Annotated in this window: 15 protein-coding genes, 1 tRNA gene and 2 pseudogenes; 12 read left to right on the top strand and 6 right to left on the bottom strand. The window is 57.1% G+C overall.

All coding sequences use genetic code 11. The features are described from left to right. Positions 1-31: 31 nt before the first annotated feature. Entirely contained in the window at positions 32-853 is an 822-nt protein-coding gene (locus ACW9JC_RS23575; protein ID WP_457457955.1) for a c-type cytochrome, read from the bottom strand. Between the two features lie 601 nt (positions 854-1,454). Here ACW9JC_RS23575 and ACW9JC_RS23570 point away from each other — a divergent pair. From ACW9JC_RS23570 to ACW9JC_RS23560, 3 genes are all read left to right on the top strand, one after another. After that, positions 1,455-2,660 carry an acetyl-CoA C-acetyltransferase gene (locus ACW9JC_RS23570; RefSeq protein WP_457457953.1) on the top strand — a complete coding sequence of 402 codons (1,206 nt, stop codon included), beginning with the start codon at positions 1,455-1,457 and terminating at the stop codon, positions 2,658-2,660. A 24-nt stretch (positions 2,661-2,684) separates the two neighbouring features. Continuing rightward, positions 2,685-4,829 (top strand): 3-hydroxyacyl-CoA dehydrogenase NAD-binding domain-containing protein, encoded by a 2,145-nt coding sequence (locus tag ACW9JC_RS23565; protein WP_457457951.1) that lies wholly within the window; start codon positions 2,685-2,687, stop codon positions 4,827-4,829. Between the two features lie 95 nt (positions 4,830-4,924). Then, positions 4,925-5,647 (top strand): amidotransferase, encoded by a 723-nt coding sequence (locus ACW9JC_RS23560; protein WP_338585502.1) that lies wholly within the window; start codon positions 4,925-4,927, stop codon positions 5,645-5,647. A 54-nt stretch (positions 5,648-5,701) separates the two neighbouring features. On the opposite strand, the gene ACW9JC_RS23555 is transcribed toward ACW9JC_RS23560, so the two are convergent. The 3 genes from ACW9JC_RS23555 to ACW9JC_RS23545 all read right to left on the bottom strand — a co-directional run bounded on the left by ACW9JC_RS23555 (position 5,702) and on the right by ACW9JC_RS23545 (position 8,458). After that, positions 5,702-6,673: a magnesium and cobalt transport protein CorA gene (locus ACW9JC_RS23555; RefSeq protein WP_338585503.1), complete on the bottom strand. Its 972-nt coding sequence runs from the start codon at positions 6,671-6,673 to the stop codon at positions 5,702-5,704. A 158-nt stretch (positions 6,674-6,831) separates the two neighbouring features. Next, positions 6,832-7,554 carry a lysophospholipid acyltransferase family protein gene (locus ACW9JC_RS23550; RefSeq protein WP_457457949.1) on the bottom strand — a complete coding sequence of 241 codons (723 nt, stop codon included), beginning with the start codon at positions 7,552-7,554 and terminating at the stop codon, positions 6,832-6,834. Positions 7,555-7,768: 214 nt separating this feature from the next. After that, positions 7,769-8,458: a crotonase/enoyl-CoA hydratase family protein gene (locus tag ACW9JC_RS23545; RefSeq protein ID WP_416130494.1), complete on the bottom strand. Its 690-nt coding sequence runs from the start codon at positions 8,456-8,458 to the stop codon at positions 7,769-7,771. A 308-nt stretch (positions 8,459-8,766) separates the two neighbouring features. Between ACW9JC_RS23545 and ACW9JC_RS23540 the strand changes: the two genes are divergently transcribed. From ACW9JC_RS23540 to ACW9JC_RS23500, 9 genes and pseudogenes are all read left to right on the top strand, one after another. Beyond that, positions 8,767-8,856 (top strand) — tRNA-Ser (locus tag ACW9JC_RS23540). A 262-nt stretch (positions 8,857-9,118) separates the two neighbouring features. After that, positions 9,119-9,308 (top strand): annotated as a pseudogene (locus tag ACW9JC_RS23535) (hypothetical protein). Between the two features lie 104 nt (positions 9,309-9,412). Then, a pseudogene (locus ACW9JC_RS23530) lies at positions 9,413-9,688 on the top strand (6-aminohexanoate hydrolase); the annotation flags it as partial. Further along, positions 9,685-10,005, top strand: a complete 321-nt coding sequence (locus ACW9JC_RS23525; protein ID WP_338585515.1) for a YbjQ family protein — start codon at positions 9,685-9,687, stop codon at positions 10,003-10,005. The pseudogene ACW9JC_RS23530 and the gene ACW9JC_RS23525, both read left to right, overlap by 4 nt. A 148-nt stretch (positions 10,006-10,153) precedes the next feature. Then, positions 10,154-10,342 (top strand): hypothetical protein, encoded by a 189-nt coding sequence (locus ACW9JC_RS23520; protein WP_338585516.1) that lies wholly within the window; start codon positions 10,154-10,156, stop codon positions 10,340-10,342. 312 nt (positions 10,343-10,654) lie between these two features. Further along, positions 10,655-11,023, top strand: a complete 369-nt coding sequence (locus tag ACW9JC_RS23515; RefSeq protein WP_034150136.1) for a hypothetical protein — start codon at positions 10,655-10,657, stop codon at positions 11,021-11,023. Positions 11,024-11,134: 111 nt separating this feature from the next. Beyond that, complete coding sequence (locus ACW9JC_RS23510) at positions 11,135-11,590, top strand: glycine zipper domain-containing protein (protein ID WP_457457946.1); 456 nt, start codon at positions 11,135-11,137, stop codon at positions 11,588-11,590. A gap of 40 nt (positions 11,591-11,630) precedes the next feature. Next, positions 11,631-11,819 carry a hypothetical protein gene (locus ACW9JC_RS23505; protein WP_338585518.1) on the top strand — a complete coding sequence of 63 codons (189 nt, stop codon included), beginning with the start codon at positions 11,631-11,633 and terminating at the stop codon, positions 11,817-11,819. A gap of 106 nt (positions 11,820-11,925) precedes the next feature. Continuing rightward, complete coding sequence (locus tag ACW9JC_RS23500) at positions 11,926-12,138, top strand: hypothetical protein (RefSeq protein WP_448106894.1); 213 nt, start codon at positions 11,926-11,928, stop codon at positions 12,136-12,138. A gap of 582 nt (positions 12,139-12,720) precedes the next feature. Here ACW9JC_RS23500 and ACW9JC_RS23495 read toward each other — a convergent pair. Both ACW9JC_RS23495 and ACW9JC_RS23490 read right to left on the bottom strand, forming a co-directional pair. After that, the gene (locus ACW9JC_RS23495; RefSeq protein ID WP_457457944.1) at positions 12,721-13,113 is read right to left on the bottom strand and encodes a hypothetical protein; all 393 of its coding nucleotides are present in this window, start codon (positions 13,111-13,113) and stop codon (positions 12,721-12,723) included. After that, on the bottom strand, positions 13,110-13,730 hold a 621-nt coding region (locus tag ACW9JC_RS23490), incomplete at its 5' end, for a scabin-related ADP-ribosyltransferase (protein WP_457457942.1). The genes ACW9JC_RS23490 and ACW9JC_RS23495, both read right to left, overlap by 4 nt.

Below are 13,730 nucleotides of genomic sequence, written 5' to 3'. Positions count from 1 at the left end.
GCCTGCGGCAGCTCCTACAGGGAATCCCGTGTCAGGGCTTAACCTTGCGCCCAACCATATGCTTCAAATACCCCACCAACATCCCCAGATCTTCATCCGGCAGCACTTCAGCCGAGAACCCCGGCATCTTCGCCTGCGGCCATTGGCGCAAACTCTGCGGATCGCGAATGTAGCGCTTGAGGAAATCCGTGCCGAAGTACTCGGTCGGGTTGTACGGAATATTCAGGTCGGGCCCGAACTGTGAATCCCCGGCGCCGTTCAATCGATGGCACGCCAGACAGTTCTTCTGGAACAGCGCAAAACCCTTGTTCACCGGGTCATCGGCTTTCAATGCAGGATCGGGCAGCAGGGCAGGGAATCGCTCGGCCACCGGCGCCATGCGCTTGATGCTGGCGACTTCGAACGGCCATTGTTCCGGACTGATATTGCCCGCCCGTGGATCGGTCCAGACCAGATAAAACGGCCCGGCGCTGTGTTTGCCCTCTGACAATGGCGGCCAAGGCTTGGCGGGGTCTTCGATGGCCAGCCAGGCGCGTGCGCCCTGGGAGTTGAGCAGTGGCGCAGCCGACAATTCGGCGGCAAAACCATCAAGCGCAACAGCTTGCAGGTGTTCGTCGGGGTGAACGCCGGTCAACAGTGCGGCCAGGGGCACGGCGCGGTAGCTCATGTCCCGTTTATAGGAAACGTCATTGGCAATGGTGATGGTCTGGATCTGAGGGTGCTTGAGCAACTCCTCGGTCTGCCAGGTGCGACTGCTCGCGCCCAGCTCAAGGTTCAGCTGTGCGGCATAAAGGGGCGTGCCGAGCAGCAAGGCCCCAAACAGAATGAGCGTTTTCAAATGATCGCCGTCCATGTCGTGGAAGTGCCGTAAAGGTTGGCACAGCCACGCTGGCCCGGGTAGCGAGCCAGTCACATTTTTAACGTGGCGATAAAAATCCCTGGAACCGTATTTTTATGGACCGACTAGCCGATCACCTTGGTCAGGTTCGGCAAAATCAACAACAGTGTGGTGGCGAATAGAATGAGCCCGGCTTGACGAACTTTCGATTGTTTGAACATGGCTGACCGCCTTCTTTTTGTTATTTCCTGATGCCTGCCTGCCCATCTCCATGACGGCAAACGTTGCACTTCCTGTAGGACGAGCGCCTCGGCAAAACCCGACGACAACTTCGTACACCTTCACCTTAGAGCCCGCGTCACGCTTGGTTTAGATCCATTTAGTATGGTGTTCTTGCTGGATGCTATTAAAAAGGCATGAGGCCTATTGCCAGCTTCTTGGGCGGCCTTTTGCTAGACACCTGCGTGTCCTGAACCGGTTCACCGAGCCATTAACGACCGTCCGTCTGAGCGTGACCGTCAATGCCGATGAGCGCTGCGGTCATTGAATCCATTGCGCTCTGGCCCAAGAGTGAGGGCTGTGTTTTTACTCACCTGCACTGCGGTTCGAGGACGTCATGACCCAAGCTTTGATTTTCGACGCATTACGCACGCCCCGTGGCAAAGGCAAGGCCGATGGCGCCTTGCACAGCGTCAAACCGGTGAGCCTGGTGGCGGGGTTGCTCACGGCGCTGCAACAACGAACCGCTCTCGACACCAGCCAGGTCGATGACGTTGTGCTCGGCTGTGTAACGCCCATCGGCGATCAAGGCTCGGACATCGCCAAAACGGCGACTCAGGTAGCCGATTGGGATGTCAGCGTGGCCGGCGTGCAGATCAATCGTTTCTGCGCATCCGGGCTGGAGGCGGTGAACCTTGGCGCTATGAAAGTCCGCTCCGGTTTCGAAGACCTGGTGGTGGTCGGCGGCGTCGAGTCCATGTCACGAGTGCCCATGGGCAGCGACGGCGGGGCATGGGCGCTGGACCCGGAAACCAACCTGAACAGCCATTTCACCCCGCAGGGCGTAGGCGCCGACCTGATCGCCACGCTCGAGGGTTTCAGCCGTCAGGACGTCGATGCCTACGCGCTGCACTCGCAACAAAAAGCCGCGCGGGCGCGGGCCGACGGTTCGTTCAACAAGTCGCTGGTGCCGGTGCAGGATCAGAACGGCATCATCCTGCTCGATCACGATGAGTTCATTCGCGCCGAATCGACCCTGGAAGGCCTGGGCAAACTCAAGCCGAGTTTTGAAATGATCGGGCAGATGGGTTTCGACGCCACCGCGCTGCGGGTCTACAGCCATGTCGAGCGGATCAACCATGTCCACACCCCCGGCAACAGTTCCGGGATCGTCGACGGCGCCGCGTTGATGCTGATCGGCTCGGAAGCCAAGGGCCGGGCGCTGGGCCTGCAACCACGGGCACGAATCGTCGCCACGGCGGTGACCAGCACTGACCCGACCATCATGCTCACCGGCCCCGCGCCAGCCACTCGCAAAGCATTGGTCAAGGCGGGGCTGCGGGTCGAAGACATCGACCTGTTCGAAGTCAACGAGGCTTTCGCTTCCGTGGTGTTGAAGTTCATCAAGGACATGGCCGTCGACCCGACAAAGGTCAACGTCAACGGCGGCTCCATCGCCATGGGCCACCCGCTGGGCGCGACCGGTTGCGCGATTCTCGGCACCCTGCTCGATGAACTGGAAAACCGGCGCCTGCGCTATGGCCTCGCGACCTTGTGTGTCGGCGGCGGCATGGGCATTGCCACCATCATCGAACGCCTCTGAGCCCGGACTTCAAGGAACCTGTTTATGAGCCAAGCCATTCGTTACGAAAAAGGCCAGGACCAGATCGTCGTCCTGACCATCGACATGCCGGGCCAGAGTGCCAACACCATGAACGCGGTGTACCGCGAGGCCATGGCTGACTGTGTCGCCCGTCTTGTAGCCGACAAGGACAGCGTCGCTGGCGTCATCATCACCTCGGCCAAGAAAACCTTCTTCGCCGGCGGCGACCTCAATGAGCTGATCAAGGTCGGAAAACCCGAAGCCAAAGCCTTTTACGACATGGTGCTGACCCTCAAGGGGCAACTGCGCACCCTGGAAACCCTCGGCAAACCGGTGGTCGCGGCGATCAACGGCGCTGCGCTCGGCGGCGGCTGGGAAATCTGCCTGGCCTGCCATCATCGGGTGGCGCTGGACAATCCATCGGTGCAACTCGGCCTGCCGGAAGTGACCCTTGGCCTGCTGCCGGGCGGCGGCGGAGTAGTGCGCATGGTGCGCATGCTCGGCCTCGAAAAAGCCCTGCCGTACTTGCTCGAAGGTAAAAAAGTCCGCCCGCAACAGGCGTTGCAGGCGGGATTGATCGATGAACTGGCGGCGGATCGTGAAGAGCTGCTGACCAAGGCGCGAGCGTGGATTATTGCCAATCCGACGGCTGTGCAGCGTTGGGATGTGAAGGGCTATCAGATTCCCGGTGGCACGCCATCGAATCCGAAAGTTGCACAAATGCTGGCGATTGCGCCGTCCATCCTGCGCAGTAAAACCCAAGGCACGATGCCTGCTCCCGAGAAAATCCTGTGTGCGGCGGTCGAGGGGGCACAGGTGGATTTCGACACCGCGCACTTGATCGAGACCCGCTACTTCACCGAATTGACCACCGGTCAGGTCTCGAAAAACCTGATCGGCACCTTCTGGTTCCAGCTCAACGAAATCAATGCCGGTGGATCTCGCCCTCAAGGCTTCGCGCCTTATGTGACGAAGAAAGTCGGCGTGCTCGGCGCCGGGATGATGGGCGCGGGCATCGCTTTTGTCAGCGCATCGGCCGGTATCGACGTGGTGCTCAAGGACGTCAACCTCGCGGCAGCCGAGAAGGGCAGGGCGCACTCGGCGGCGCTGTTGGACAAGAAAGTCGCTCGCGGCCAAATGAGCATTGAGCAGCGAGAAGCCGTGCTCGCACGCATTCATCCCACTGAAAACGATGCCGACCTGGCAGGCTGTGACCTGATCATTGAAGCGGTGTTTGAAGACCGTGAACTGAAGGCCAAGGTGTCTTTGGCAGCGCAAAAAATAGTCGGCGCGGACGCGGTGATCGCCTCCAATACCTCGACACTACCGATCAGCGGACTGGCGTCGGCAGTACCGGACCAAAGCAAATTCATCGGCCTGCATTTCTTCAGCCCCGTGGAAAAAATGCCGCTGGTGGAAATCATCAAGGGCGCCAATACCAGCGATGAAACCCTGGCTCGCGGGTTCGACTTCGTCCTGCAAATCAAGAAAACCCCGATCGTGGTCAACGACAGCCGTGGTTTCTTCACGTCACGGGTGTTCGGCACGTTCACCAATGAAGGCATCGCCATGTTGGGCGAAGGCGTCAGTGCGCCGATGATCGAGACCGAAGCGCGCAAGGCCGGTATGCCTGTCGGGCCTCTGGCGATCTCTGACGAAGTTTCCCTCAGCCTGATGAGCCATATCCGCCAGCAAACGGCCAAAGACCTGCAGGCAGAAGGGAAACAGCTGATTGAGCACCCGGCGTTCGCCGTGATTGACTTGCTGCTCAACGAGTACAAGCGTCCGGGCAAGGCTGCCGGGGGTGGTTTTTATGAATACCCGGCTGGCGCTCAAAAACATTTATGGCCGGAACTGAAACCCCGCTTCGAAAAGGCTGACGGACAGATCTCGGCAAAAGATGTGCGTGATCGCCTGCTGTTCGTGCAAGCCATCGAAACCGTGCGCTGCGTGGAGGAGGGCGTGCTGACCTCGACGGCGGATGCCAACGTCGGCTCGATCTTCGGCATCGGCTTCGCCGCCTGGACCGGCGGTGCGCTGCAGTTCATCAATCAGTACGGGGTCAAGGACTTCGTCGCCCGCGCCCAGTATCTGGCCGGGCAATACGGCGAGCGCTTCGCGCCACCAGCGCTGTTGTTGGAGAAAGCTGCCAAAGGGGAGGCGTTCTAAGGGACAACTGACGCACCGTGGGGCTTGCCTTGATACCGTGTTTCAAGGCAGGCTCTGGGGTGTGCATTATTCCCATCACGTGTCAGGTATTTTTTATGTCGTTACGCATCTGCATTCTGGAAACCGACAACCTGCGTCCGGAATTGGTCGACCAATATCAGGGCTACGGGCAGATGTTCAAGCACCTGTTTTCGCAGCAACCCATCGCCGCTGAATTCACCATCTACAACGTCGTGCAGGGTGACTATCCAAGCGATGACCTGACCTTCGACGCCTACCTGGTCACTGGCAGCAAGGCCGATTCCTTCGGTACTGATCCGTGGATCGAAACCCTCAGGAAATACCTGCTGACCCGTTACGAGCGTGGCGACAAGCTGCTGGGCGTGTGTTTCGGCCATCAGTTGCTGGCGCTGTTACTGGGCGGCAAGAGCGAGCGGGCGACCCAAGGCTGGGGCGTCGGCACTCACAGCTACAAACTCGCGGCCAAGGCGCCGTGGATGAGCCCGGTGCGCGAAGAGCTGACCCTGTTGATCAGCCACCAGGATCAGGTCACGGCGTTGCCGGAAAACGCCACGGTCATTGCCTCCAGTGATTTCTGTCCGTTCGCCGCGTACCACATCAACGATCAAGTTCTGTGCTTCCAGGGCCACCCGGAATTCATCCACGACTATTCCCGCGCCTTGCTGGAAATTCGCCAGCAAGCACTGGGTGAGCAGATCTACTCGAAAGGCATCGCCAGTCTGGGCAGTGAACACCACGGCACCACGGTGGCCGAGTGGATGATGCGGTTTGTGGCGCACAAGCCAGAAACCGTTTAATCAGCTAACACCTCACTCCCACGGGCATATCGCGATACCTGTGGGAGCGTGGCTCTAAAGCCAACCCGACTTCTTGAAACTTGCCCACAAACCCACACAGCCCACCGTAATAAATCCCAGCACCGCGAAATACCCGTAATGCCAGGTCAACTCAGGCATGTTCTGGAAGTTCATCCCATAGATCCCCGCCACCGCCGTCGGAAACGCCAGAATCGCCGCCCACGCGGCAAATTTGCGCTGCACCACACTCTGACGTGACGCCTCCAGCAACACCCCGACCTCGATGGTCTGGCTGGCGATATCGGCCAAGGTTGTCAGGTCTTCCATTTGCCGCGTCACATGAATCTGCACATCGCGGAAATACGGGCGCATGTTCTTGTCGATGAATGGAAAGCTCAACTTTTGCAGTTCCTCGCCGATTTCCACCATCGGCGCTGCAAACCGGCGCAAGCGCAATACATCGCGGCGCAGGCTATGGAGTTTTTGAATGTCGCGCTCGTTCAGGGAGCCGCACATGACGTTGCGTTCCAATTCGTCGATTTCGGCGTGGATCGCTTCACCCATGGGCTGGTAGTTCTCGATCACGAAATCGAGGATGGCATAGAGTACGAAATCTTCCCCGTGCTCCAGCAACAGCGGACGTGCCTCACAACGCTGGCGGACGTAGGCGTAGGACGCCGAATGACCGTTGCGTGCGGTAATGATGTAGCCGTTACCGGCAAAAATATGGGTCTCGATGAACTTGAGTTTGCCGTCTTCGCGTATTGGCGAATACGTGACGATGAACAGCGCATCGCCGAAGGTTTCCAGCTTTGGCCGGCTGTGTTTTTCCAGGGCGTCTTCGATGGCCAGTTCATGCAGGTTGAACTGTCGTTGCAGATTGAACAGTTCCTCTGCGTTCGGCTCTTCGAGGCCGATCCAGACAAAGTGACCAGGCTTTGCCGCCCAGGCCGCGCCTTCGTCGAGGGTGATATTGGTGACTTTCTTTCCAGCGCTGTAAACCGCAGCAGCAACAACTCTACCCATGGTCTTGGTTCACTTCTCGGCAGCTTTTATTGGTCGCGTTCTAATTCTAAAGAAGGCCGTGGCAGGCAGTGCTCAGCTTAGCCTTGTCTGCTGCTTGAGAGTCAGTGAAATCTGCGCAGTTCACTGGCAAAAGAAAACCCGCACAGGGCGGGTTTCTTTCAAGCAGTTTGCAGTTGCCGGTCCATTGAAGCGATGCATTCACGCATCTGTTCGCGGCATTGGGCAATCAGCATCGGCATGTCATCGAGGCTCAAACCCACAGTAGGAATCGCCGGCAACGAGCGAATCAGAATTTTCCCACTGCGCCAGCGGTTCAATCGCATGTGTTTGACGTAACTGCTGACACACACCGGCACGATCGGCACGCCTGCTGCGATGGCCATCTGAAAAGCACCTTTCTTGAACGGCAACAACTCTTCGCCCAGATTGCGCGTGCCTTCGGGAAACACCCAGATCGAGGTGTCTTCGTTTTGCAGGGTGTGGGTGGTGGTCAACATCGACTGACGGGCCTTCTGCGCGTTGCCCCGGTCAATCAACACGTTACCGGCGAGCCAGAACAACTGACCGAACAGTGGCACCCACTTCAGGCTCTTCTTGCCGATACACACGGTGCGGCGGGGCACGACGTTGCCGAATACAAACAGATCGTAGTTGGACTGGTGGTTGGCGATGATCACGCAACTGTCGGGCTTATTCATCAACGGTCCGACATCGGCCTTCACGCGCAAACGCAAAATGCACATGGCTGGCCACGCGTAGAGGCGTGCGCACAAACGACTGTTGTCCGGATTGAACGGGCGGCACAGGCCGAGAATTACACCCAGTACCCCTGCCAAAATAAAGTGCAGGCCCATCAATGACATACGTAAAGCAAACAGCATTTTCAGGCCCCACCGGGACAAAAGGTGGCGCAGTGTACGGATGTGCACTGTTTTCAGCAATTGCCGCTACAGAGGCGGGAGATGGCCGATGTTTAAGCACATGTTTCCAACTGATGGGTCAGACGCGTTCTAGAGCGGTTACAGGCTTTTCATCGACGTACGTACGAAAAAGCCCGACACGACGGTCGGGCTTTTCGCTAACGCAGCTTTGGGCTTAACCCAAATGCTCCTGATCCTGGATGATTGCGTTGTCCAGGGTATCCAGCAACGCTTTGCGGACTTTCAGCTTGGTGTTCTTGTGTGCAGTCATGTTGATCTTCTTCAACTGACGCGCTGCGGCGAGCGCTGCACCTTGCAGCTCTTCGGCCGAAACCACCACGTCAAGGAAACCGGCATCCACCGCGCTCTGCGGGTTAAACATCTCGCCATTGATCACCGAGCGGTGGAACGCCGACTTGCGCAGGCGATCACGGGCCAATTCGATACCGGCGTGGTGCATCGTCATGCCGATCTGCACTTCATTCAGACCGATGCTGAACGGGCCGTCGACACCGATGCGGTAGTCAGCCGACAACAGCAGAAACGCACCCTTGGCCACCGCATGACCTGGGCAAGCCACAATCACCGGGAACGGATGCGACAACAGGCGACGGGCCAGCGTCGAGCCGGACGTGACCAGCGCCACGGCCTCTTTAGGACCGGAGGTCATCACTTTCAAATCGTACCCGCCCGAGAGAATCCCAGGCGTACCGGTAATGATCACCACCGCACGATCAGTTACGGCCTGATCCAGCGCAGCGTTAAACGCCGAAATCACGTCTGGAGAAATGGCATTGACCTTGCCATTGCTCAAGGTCAGGGTCGCGATACCGTCTTCGAGATGGTAGGAAATCAACTCACTCATGACGCTATTCCTTTCAATAAAGTTGGGCAGAAGTTACCCACCGCCACAGGCCAGGTAAAGCGCCGTGACTGACCCGCCAGTCACCCTTTCCCCGCCCGGCAAGCGTAGCTCGCCACGCCAGCGGCGAATTGCCCTCTATATAGAAGCCGGCGCGAAGCCGGAGATTGGCCGGTTTGCCATGTCCTTGAGCAAGGGCATTCTGCTAATCGCGTTAACCGCATGAAAATTCTGAAAAAAATGTTTGCCATCAGAAAAGCTTTCGACTACATTAGCGCGCCTCGACAGACAGAACATGTTTGAAGAGATACGGTGAAGTGTCCGAGTGGCTTAAGGAGCACGCCTGGAAAGTGTGTATACAGGAAACTGTATCGAGAGTTCGAATCTCTCCTTCACCGCCAAATTCGATGTAAACAAAACCCCTGGTTTCGAAAGAAGCCAGGGGTTTTGTTGTTTAGGCTGCTGCGATTTCTTGGGCTTACATGCGAAGGCGCTTCCGAATTTGATGTAGGACGTTGGATCAACGTGTGGGAAGGTGTGTTGGAAAGCCAAGTGTTAAGGCGCTTTCACAGGTTTCGGCGCTTCATTGATACGTTTTCGCAGGGGGGGCGTTTTGCGCCCGTTCACCCGAACGGATACGCGCACGGAATGCAGGAACTCACCATGAAGCAGGCGGAGCTGGAAAAGATTCATGTCGAGATCCTCAAGCTGATGGCTGATGGCTGAACAGCGCAAGCTGAACGCTGAAGCTGGCAAGATGACCCGGGAAACTTTCTGGTACCCGGTCTCCGTAGCCACTGGCTTGATTGGTACAGTGGCGACTGTCACTGCGCTGTTGGTCAAACTCCTCTAATGCCTACGCTTCGAACGGAATCGATACCATATCCCGTCTTCACTCCGCTATTTGCGGATTGTCACTCCCATTTTCGCTGTCCTGTTATGCATTGCACCCTCGCTCGCCAACGCGGCGACAAACAGGCTTTCGCTCAGGCGGGATATGAGTTGTTGAAAGGCTGGAGTTACCGGTCGATGTGGTGGGTGACGGACAAGGAGGGCGGGGCGTTTATGTCGCGGGGCGTTCATGGGCAACGAATCTATGTCGACCCGCAGGCTGAGATGGTGATTGTCCGCTACGCCTCGCATCCGATTGCCGGCAACTCGGCCAATGATCCCGTTACATTGCCGGCGTTTGATGCGTTGGCTCACTATCTGAACAGCAAGGAAATCCAATGATCACGACCACAACCCATTCGGTCGAAGGCCGTCAGATTACGGCTTATCTGGACATCGTCAGCGCCGAGTCGGTGCAGGGGGTCAACGTCATCCGCGATATGTTCGCCGGGATGCGGGACATCTTCGGTGGGCGTTCGCAGACGCTGGAGCGTGCGTTGAAGGAAGCGCGTGAGCAGGCCACTGACGAGATCAAGGAACGGGCGCGGACACTTCAGGCGGATGCAGTGGTGGGCCTCGATTTTGAGATCAGCATGCCTGCCGGCAAGGGCGGGATGGTGGTGGTATTTGTGACGGGGACGGCGGTCAAATTGCGCTGATCCAGAGATGGGCCACTCGTCGGGCTTTGGACAATCTGAACGGCAAGTCCAGTAATGACCGGCTAGTCTCAAAATCCTTGGTGATCGATATTATTTCGGGCAAATAGGGCTTGCCGGTGTCGATCCCGTTTTTGAGAGGGGTGATGAGATGGCTGATCCGTATATCGAGGACGACGGCGCAGAGTTTCCGATCAACAATTTCGTGCAGTGCGGCCAGACTGAATATGTGGCCAGTTTCGGTGAGGACCAGACCGAGGTCGACAAGATCAAGACCCGGGCGTGCCGGGTGCTGAAGGGCAAATTTCTTCCCAAGGTATCGGCCCCGGTCAAGAAGTAATGGACCTGCAAGCGAACCCCGTCATCGAACGGGGTTTTTTGTGCGCGATGGATTGTGTGAATGAATATTTAACCCAAATGGTTTTCACAAAGTTTTCACAAGGCCCTGCGTAGGCTCAACTCATCCGTTAGAAGCAACACCCTGCCCGTTCCCCAGCGGGCTTTTTTTTGCCTGCGATAAAACCTTTTCCATAAACGCTGTCCAACCGTCGCCAACAACGAGGTTGAGCGCGCGCATGTCTGGACTTTTTCTCCTCTAAAGCATTCAATCTCGTCCCTTTTGTTTACACCCCTATTTTTTGAGGTTTTTGTCATGCGTTTCACACTGCCTGCTCTGGTTCTGGGTCTTCTGGTTGCACAAGGTGCAATGGCTGGCGACGGCACTGCCGCCATTGGTGGCGGTTTGGGCGGCGCGCTGGGTAACGTTGTAGGCCAGAGCATGGGCGGCAGCACCGGTGCAGCCATTGGTGCTGGTGTAGCCGGCGCAGCAGGCAGTGCCGTTGCTGCCAAAAAAGGCCACCGTACCAGCGCTGCCATCGGCGGTGGCGTTGGCGCTGCCGGTGGTTCGGTGATCGGCAACAGCCTGGGCGGCAAGACCGGCTCGACTATTGGTGCAGGCCTGGGCGGCGCACTGGGCGGCGGCGTCGGCAGCAACTTGGCCAAAGGTCACAAGCGTCACTGATCAGATTGATCATTTAGAAGAGCCCGGCTATATGCCGGGCTTTTTCGTTGTTGAACGTTTCTCGGGGCATCGCCTCAAATCTTGCATACCCCTGAAGAAGTGAGGCGTGCCATGAACCCGAAAACCAAACGCAAAGCAACAAATCGACGTTTGACGTTGCCCGCATTTGTTTTTGGAGTGTTCCTCTCTCAATTGGCCATGGCGGCCGGCGACGGCACCGCGGCGGTCGGCGGTGGTCTGGGCGGTGCGCTGGGTAATGTGGTCGGTGGACAAATGGGTGGCAGCACAGGTGCGGCGATTGGCGCCGGTGTCGGCGGTGCGGCGGGTAGCGCAGTTGGCGCGCCCAAGGGCAGCCGCACAGAAGCGGCAGTGGGCGGTGGCCTGGGCTCGGCGGGTGGCTCAGTGATCGGCAATAGCCTCGGTGGCTCCACGGGTTCGACCATTGGCGCAGGCCTTGGCGGGGCGGCGGGTGGTGCAGTCGGCAACAATTTGGGAAGCGACAACGGTAGCTCCCATTCCGGTGGCGGTCATAAACACAAGAACAAGCATAAAAACAAACATCACTGATTCGGTCGCAGTTATACATCCTGACTAAGTGAGGCACACCATGACCCCGGAAACCGAAGGCAAGGAACAAAAAGGTCCGAGCGGGCTGCCGTTCATCAACGATCCAGGCAATGAAGACCCGGGTTCTTTGATGGATGACGCGACAGTGCCGCTCAACGATTCCGATGACGCGGGTGACGTCGGAAACCTTGAGTTTGAAGAAGAGGACGATGACGGAGAAGACGACTAACTGAGTCTTCGGTCTAGTTAACCGGTTGTCTTTCTGATCGAACCTCCACGTTGCACCTTTCTCGAAAGATCAGGGCCTACTTTTCAGGCTCTTTGAGAGGTGCATGATGAATGCTGACCCGAAAGACACTGACATCGACGAAACCCCGGAATATCCGTTGCCTTCACCGACTGACCCCTTGAGTCGCGACCAGCGTCCACCAGACGATGATGCAGGCGTAGAGCAAGTGCCCAACGACGACGTGAAGCGCACTGATGTTGAGGCGACCCCTGACGATCCGGACATTGCCGGCAAGGATTGCTCCGGCGAGCCCAGTTGAATCGCCCTCTGTCGCGCTGCCGCTCGTCGATTGAGCGGCACCCTTGAAAAGTGACTGGTGCCAGAAGTCAGGTAAGCAACTTTCAAAGGAGACTCGTCATGAACAGGTCGACATTGACTGCTTTGACGGTGGCCGGATTGTTGTCGCTGAGTTCATTTGCGGCGTATTCCGGCAGCGACGCACCCGTCGACAAGGGCGGGATGCCGCCGTCTACGGAAATGAATGCGGGCTCTGGGCCTGAGAATGCACTACCGCCGGGGTCGATTGGTGGTGGGAATGGTGGTGATGCAAACGGGAGCAGCACCAGCCCGGGGTCAGGAAGCGGGTCCATGAGTGGTGGGAGTTCGGTGGGGAGCGACTCTGGGAGCGACTCTGGGAGTGGGTCTGGAGGATCAGGTAGTTCGGAAGGGAGTGGTGGGACTTCGGGGAGTACAGACGGAAAGGCGGGTGGTTAGTTTGATATGGATTATGAGTTTTTCGAGCCCGGCTGTTGCTGGGCTTTTTGTGTGTTGTAGGTGGGGGCGTAACTCGACCCCTAGCACCCCATGCTAGGGCGCTATCCGCAACTCAGGCACATCCTGCTTATTGCTTCAAAGAGTCAATCCAGCATTGGTAGAAATCCCTTTGTTGCTGAATATCATTTGTGATGTCTGCTTCTTCATAGTCGAAAATGTTAATCGAATCCTCCAACTCGCTTGGTCTTCCAAGATGAAGCTCATAGGCCACTAACCCGGCAGACATTTGTGATGACATTCTCGATGGGTGAACGTTGAGTTTGGCTCCCTTGCATAAGAATTTTGTTTCTGGAAAGTCGGCTCGTAAGAGCCCGAGGCATTCATACAGATCTTGAGCTGTGTATGTTTTGCGTGAGCCATTTTCCATGACGAAGGTTAGCGTCCGCTCTTGTCGGTCGCATTCGATCACAGCCCTTTGTCTTACCCCATGGGTTGTAGTCGGTATTTCTATGGTTTTCATGGCCACTTCCTATTCGGGTTAGGGATTGAATAACCTTCGTAGCTGCCATCGGCACGTACAGGGGTGACACCGAGAATATCTTTGCTCTCTACTCCTCCCGGCATAGCAATTTCAACCTCTCTTCTGTGAGGTGAAAGAACGCCGAGCTTTTTGTTTACATCTATCCCACGAATATTTTTTATTGCATAAACGAACCCGTCTTCAAACCCGTGACCGGTTGCAAATTTTATAGCCTCCGTTTCGGAGGTGGAGGTACTGACAAAAAAGCTTGGAGGGTTTCGGTTATCCCGTGCGTGTAAAAAGATATCCATACTCTCTCCTAAAGGTTCAAATCCGGCCTCAAAAATCTCCCAAGACTCTCGTGAGTCTCCCCGATACAAGTAACGATTTTTTGGGGATGGAGAGGGCGCATTGGGTTTTCCCTTATTAACCTTAGCGCCAGAAACACCATCCGGCGTCTGACATCCTGGCTTACTCGCCCCCGGGCAATTCCCACTCAACCCCAACGGATCCACCCACCCCGTCGGATTGGGCGTGTACCGATACTGGTTGAGTCCTCCCCCCAGCTTCACCGGATCCGGTGTCAGATAACGTCCGGTATCCGGGTGGTAATAGCG

The sequence above is a fragment of the Pseudomonas sp. SDO5591_S426 genome (assembly GCF_054070755.1).
The sequence above is the reverse complement of the archived record's forward strand: the minus strand, read 5'-3'. Positions and strand labels throughout refer to the sequence as shown.

Coding starts and splice junctions, on each gene's coding strand:
- ACW9JC_RS23575 (WP_457457955.1), bottom strand. CDS start 853: ATGGACGGCGATCATTTGAAAACGCTCATTCTGTTTGGGGCCTTGCTG.
- ACW9JC_RS23570 (WP_457457953.1), top strand. CDS start 1,455: ATGACCCAAGCTTTGATTTTCGACGCATTACGCACGCCCCGTGGCAAA.
- ACW9JC_RS23565 (WP_457457951.1), top strand. CDS start 2,685: ATGAGCCAAGCCATTCGTTACGAAAAAGGCCAGGACCAGATCGTCGTC.
- ACW9JC_RS23560 (WP_338585502.1), top strand. CDS start 4,925: ATGTCGTTACGCATCTGCATTCTGGAAACCGACAACCTGCGTCCGGAA.
- ACW9JC_RS23555 (WP_338585503.1), bottom strand. CDS start 6,673: ATGGGTAGAGTTGTTGCTGCTGCGGTTTACAGCGCTGGAAAGAAAGTC.
- ACW9JC_RS23550 (WP_457457949.1), bottom strand. CDS start 7,554: ATGCTGTTTGCTTTACGTATGTCATTGATGGGCCTGCACTTTATTTTG.
- ACW9JC_RS23545 (WP_416130494.1), bottom strand. CDS start 8,458: ATGAGTGAGTTGATTTCCTACCATCTCGAAGACGGTATCGCGACCCTG.
- ACW9JC_RS23525 (WP_338585515.1), top strand. CDS start 9,685: ATGATCACGACCACAACCCATTCGGTCGAAGGCCGTCAGATTACGGCT.
- ACW9JC_RS23520 (WP_338585516.1), top strand. CDS start 10,154: ATGGCTGATCCGTATATCGAGGACGACGGCGCAGAGTTTCCGATCAAC.
- ACW9JC_RS23515 (WP_034150136.1), top strand. CDS start 10,655: ATGCGTTTCACACTGCCTGCTCTGGTTCTGGGTCTTCTGGTTGCACAA.
- ACW9JC_RS23510 (WP_457457946.1), top strand. CDS start 11,135: ATGAACCCGAAAACCAAACGCAAAGCAACAAATCGACGTTTGACGTTG.
- ACW9JC_RS23505 (WP_338585518.1), top strand. CDS start 11,631: ATGACCCCGGAAACCGAAGGCAAGGAACAAAAAGGTCCGAGCGGGCTG.
- ACW9JC_RS23500 (WP_448106894.1), top strand. CDS start 11,926: ATGAATGCTGACCCGAAAGACACTGACATCGACGAAACCCCGGAATAT.
- ACW9JC_RS23495 (WP_457457944.1), bottom strand. CDS start 13,113: ATGAAAACCATAGAAATACCGACTACAACCCATGGGGTAAGACAAAGG.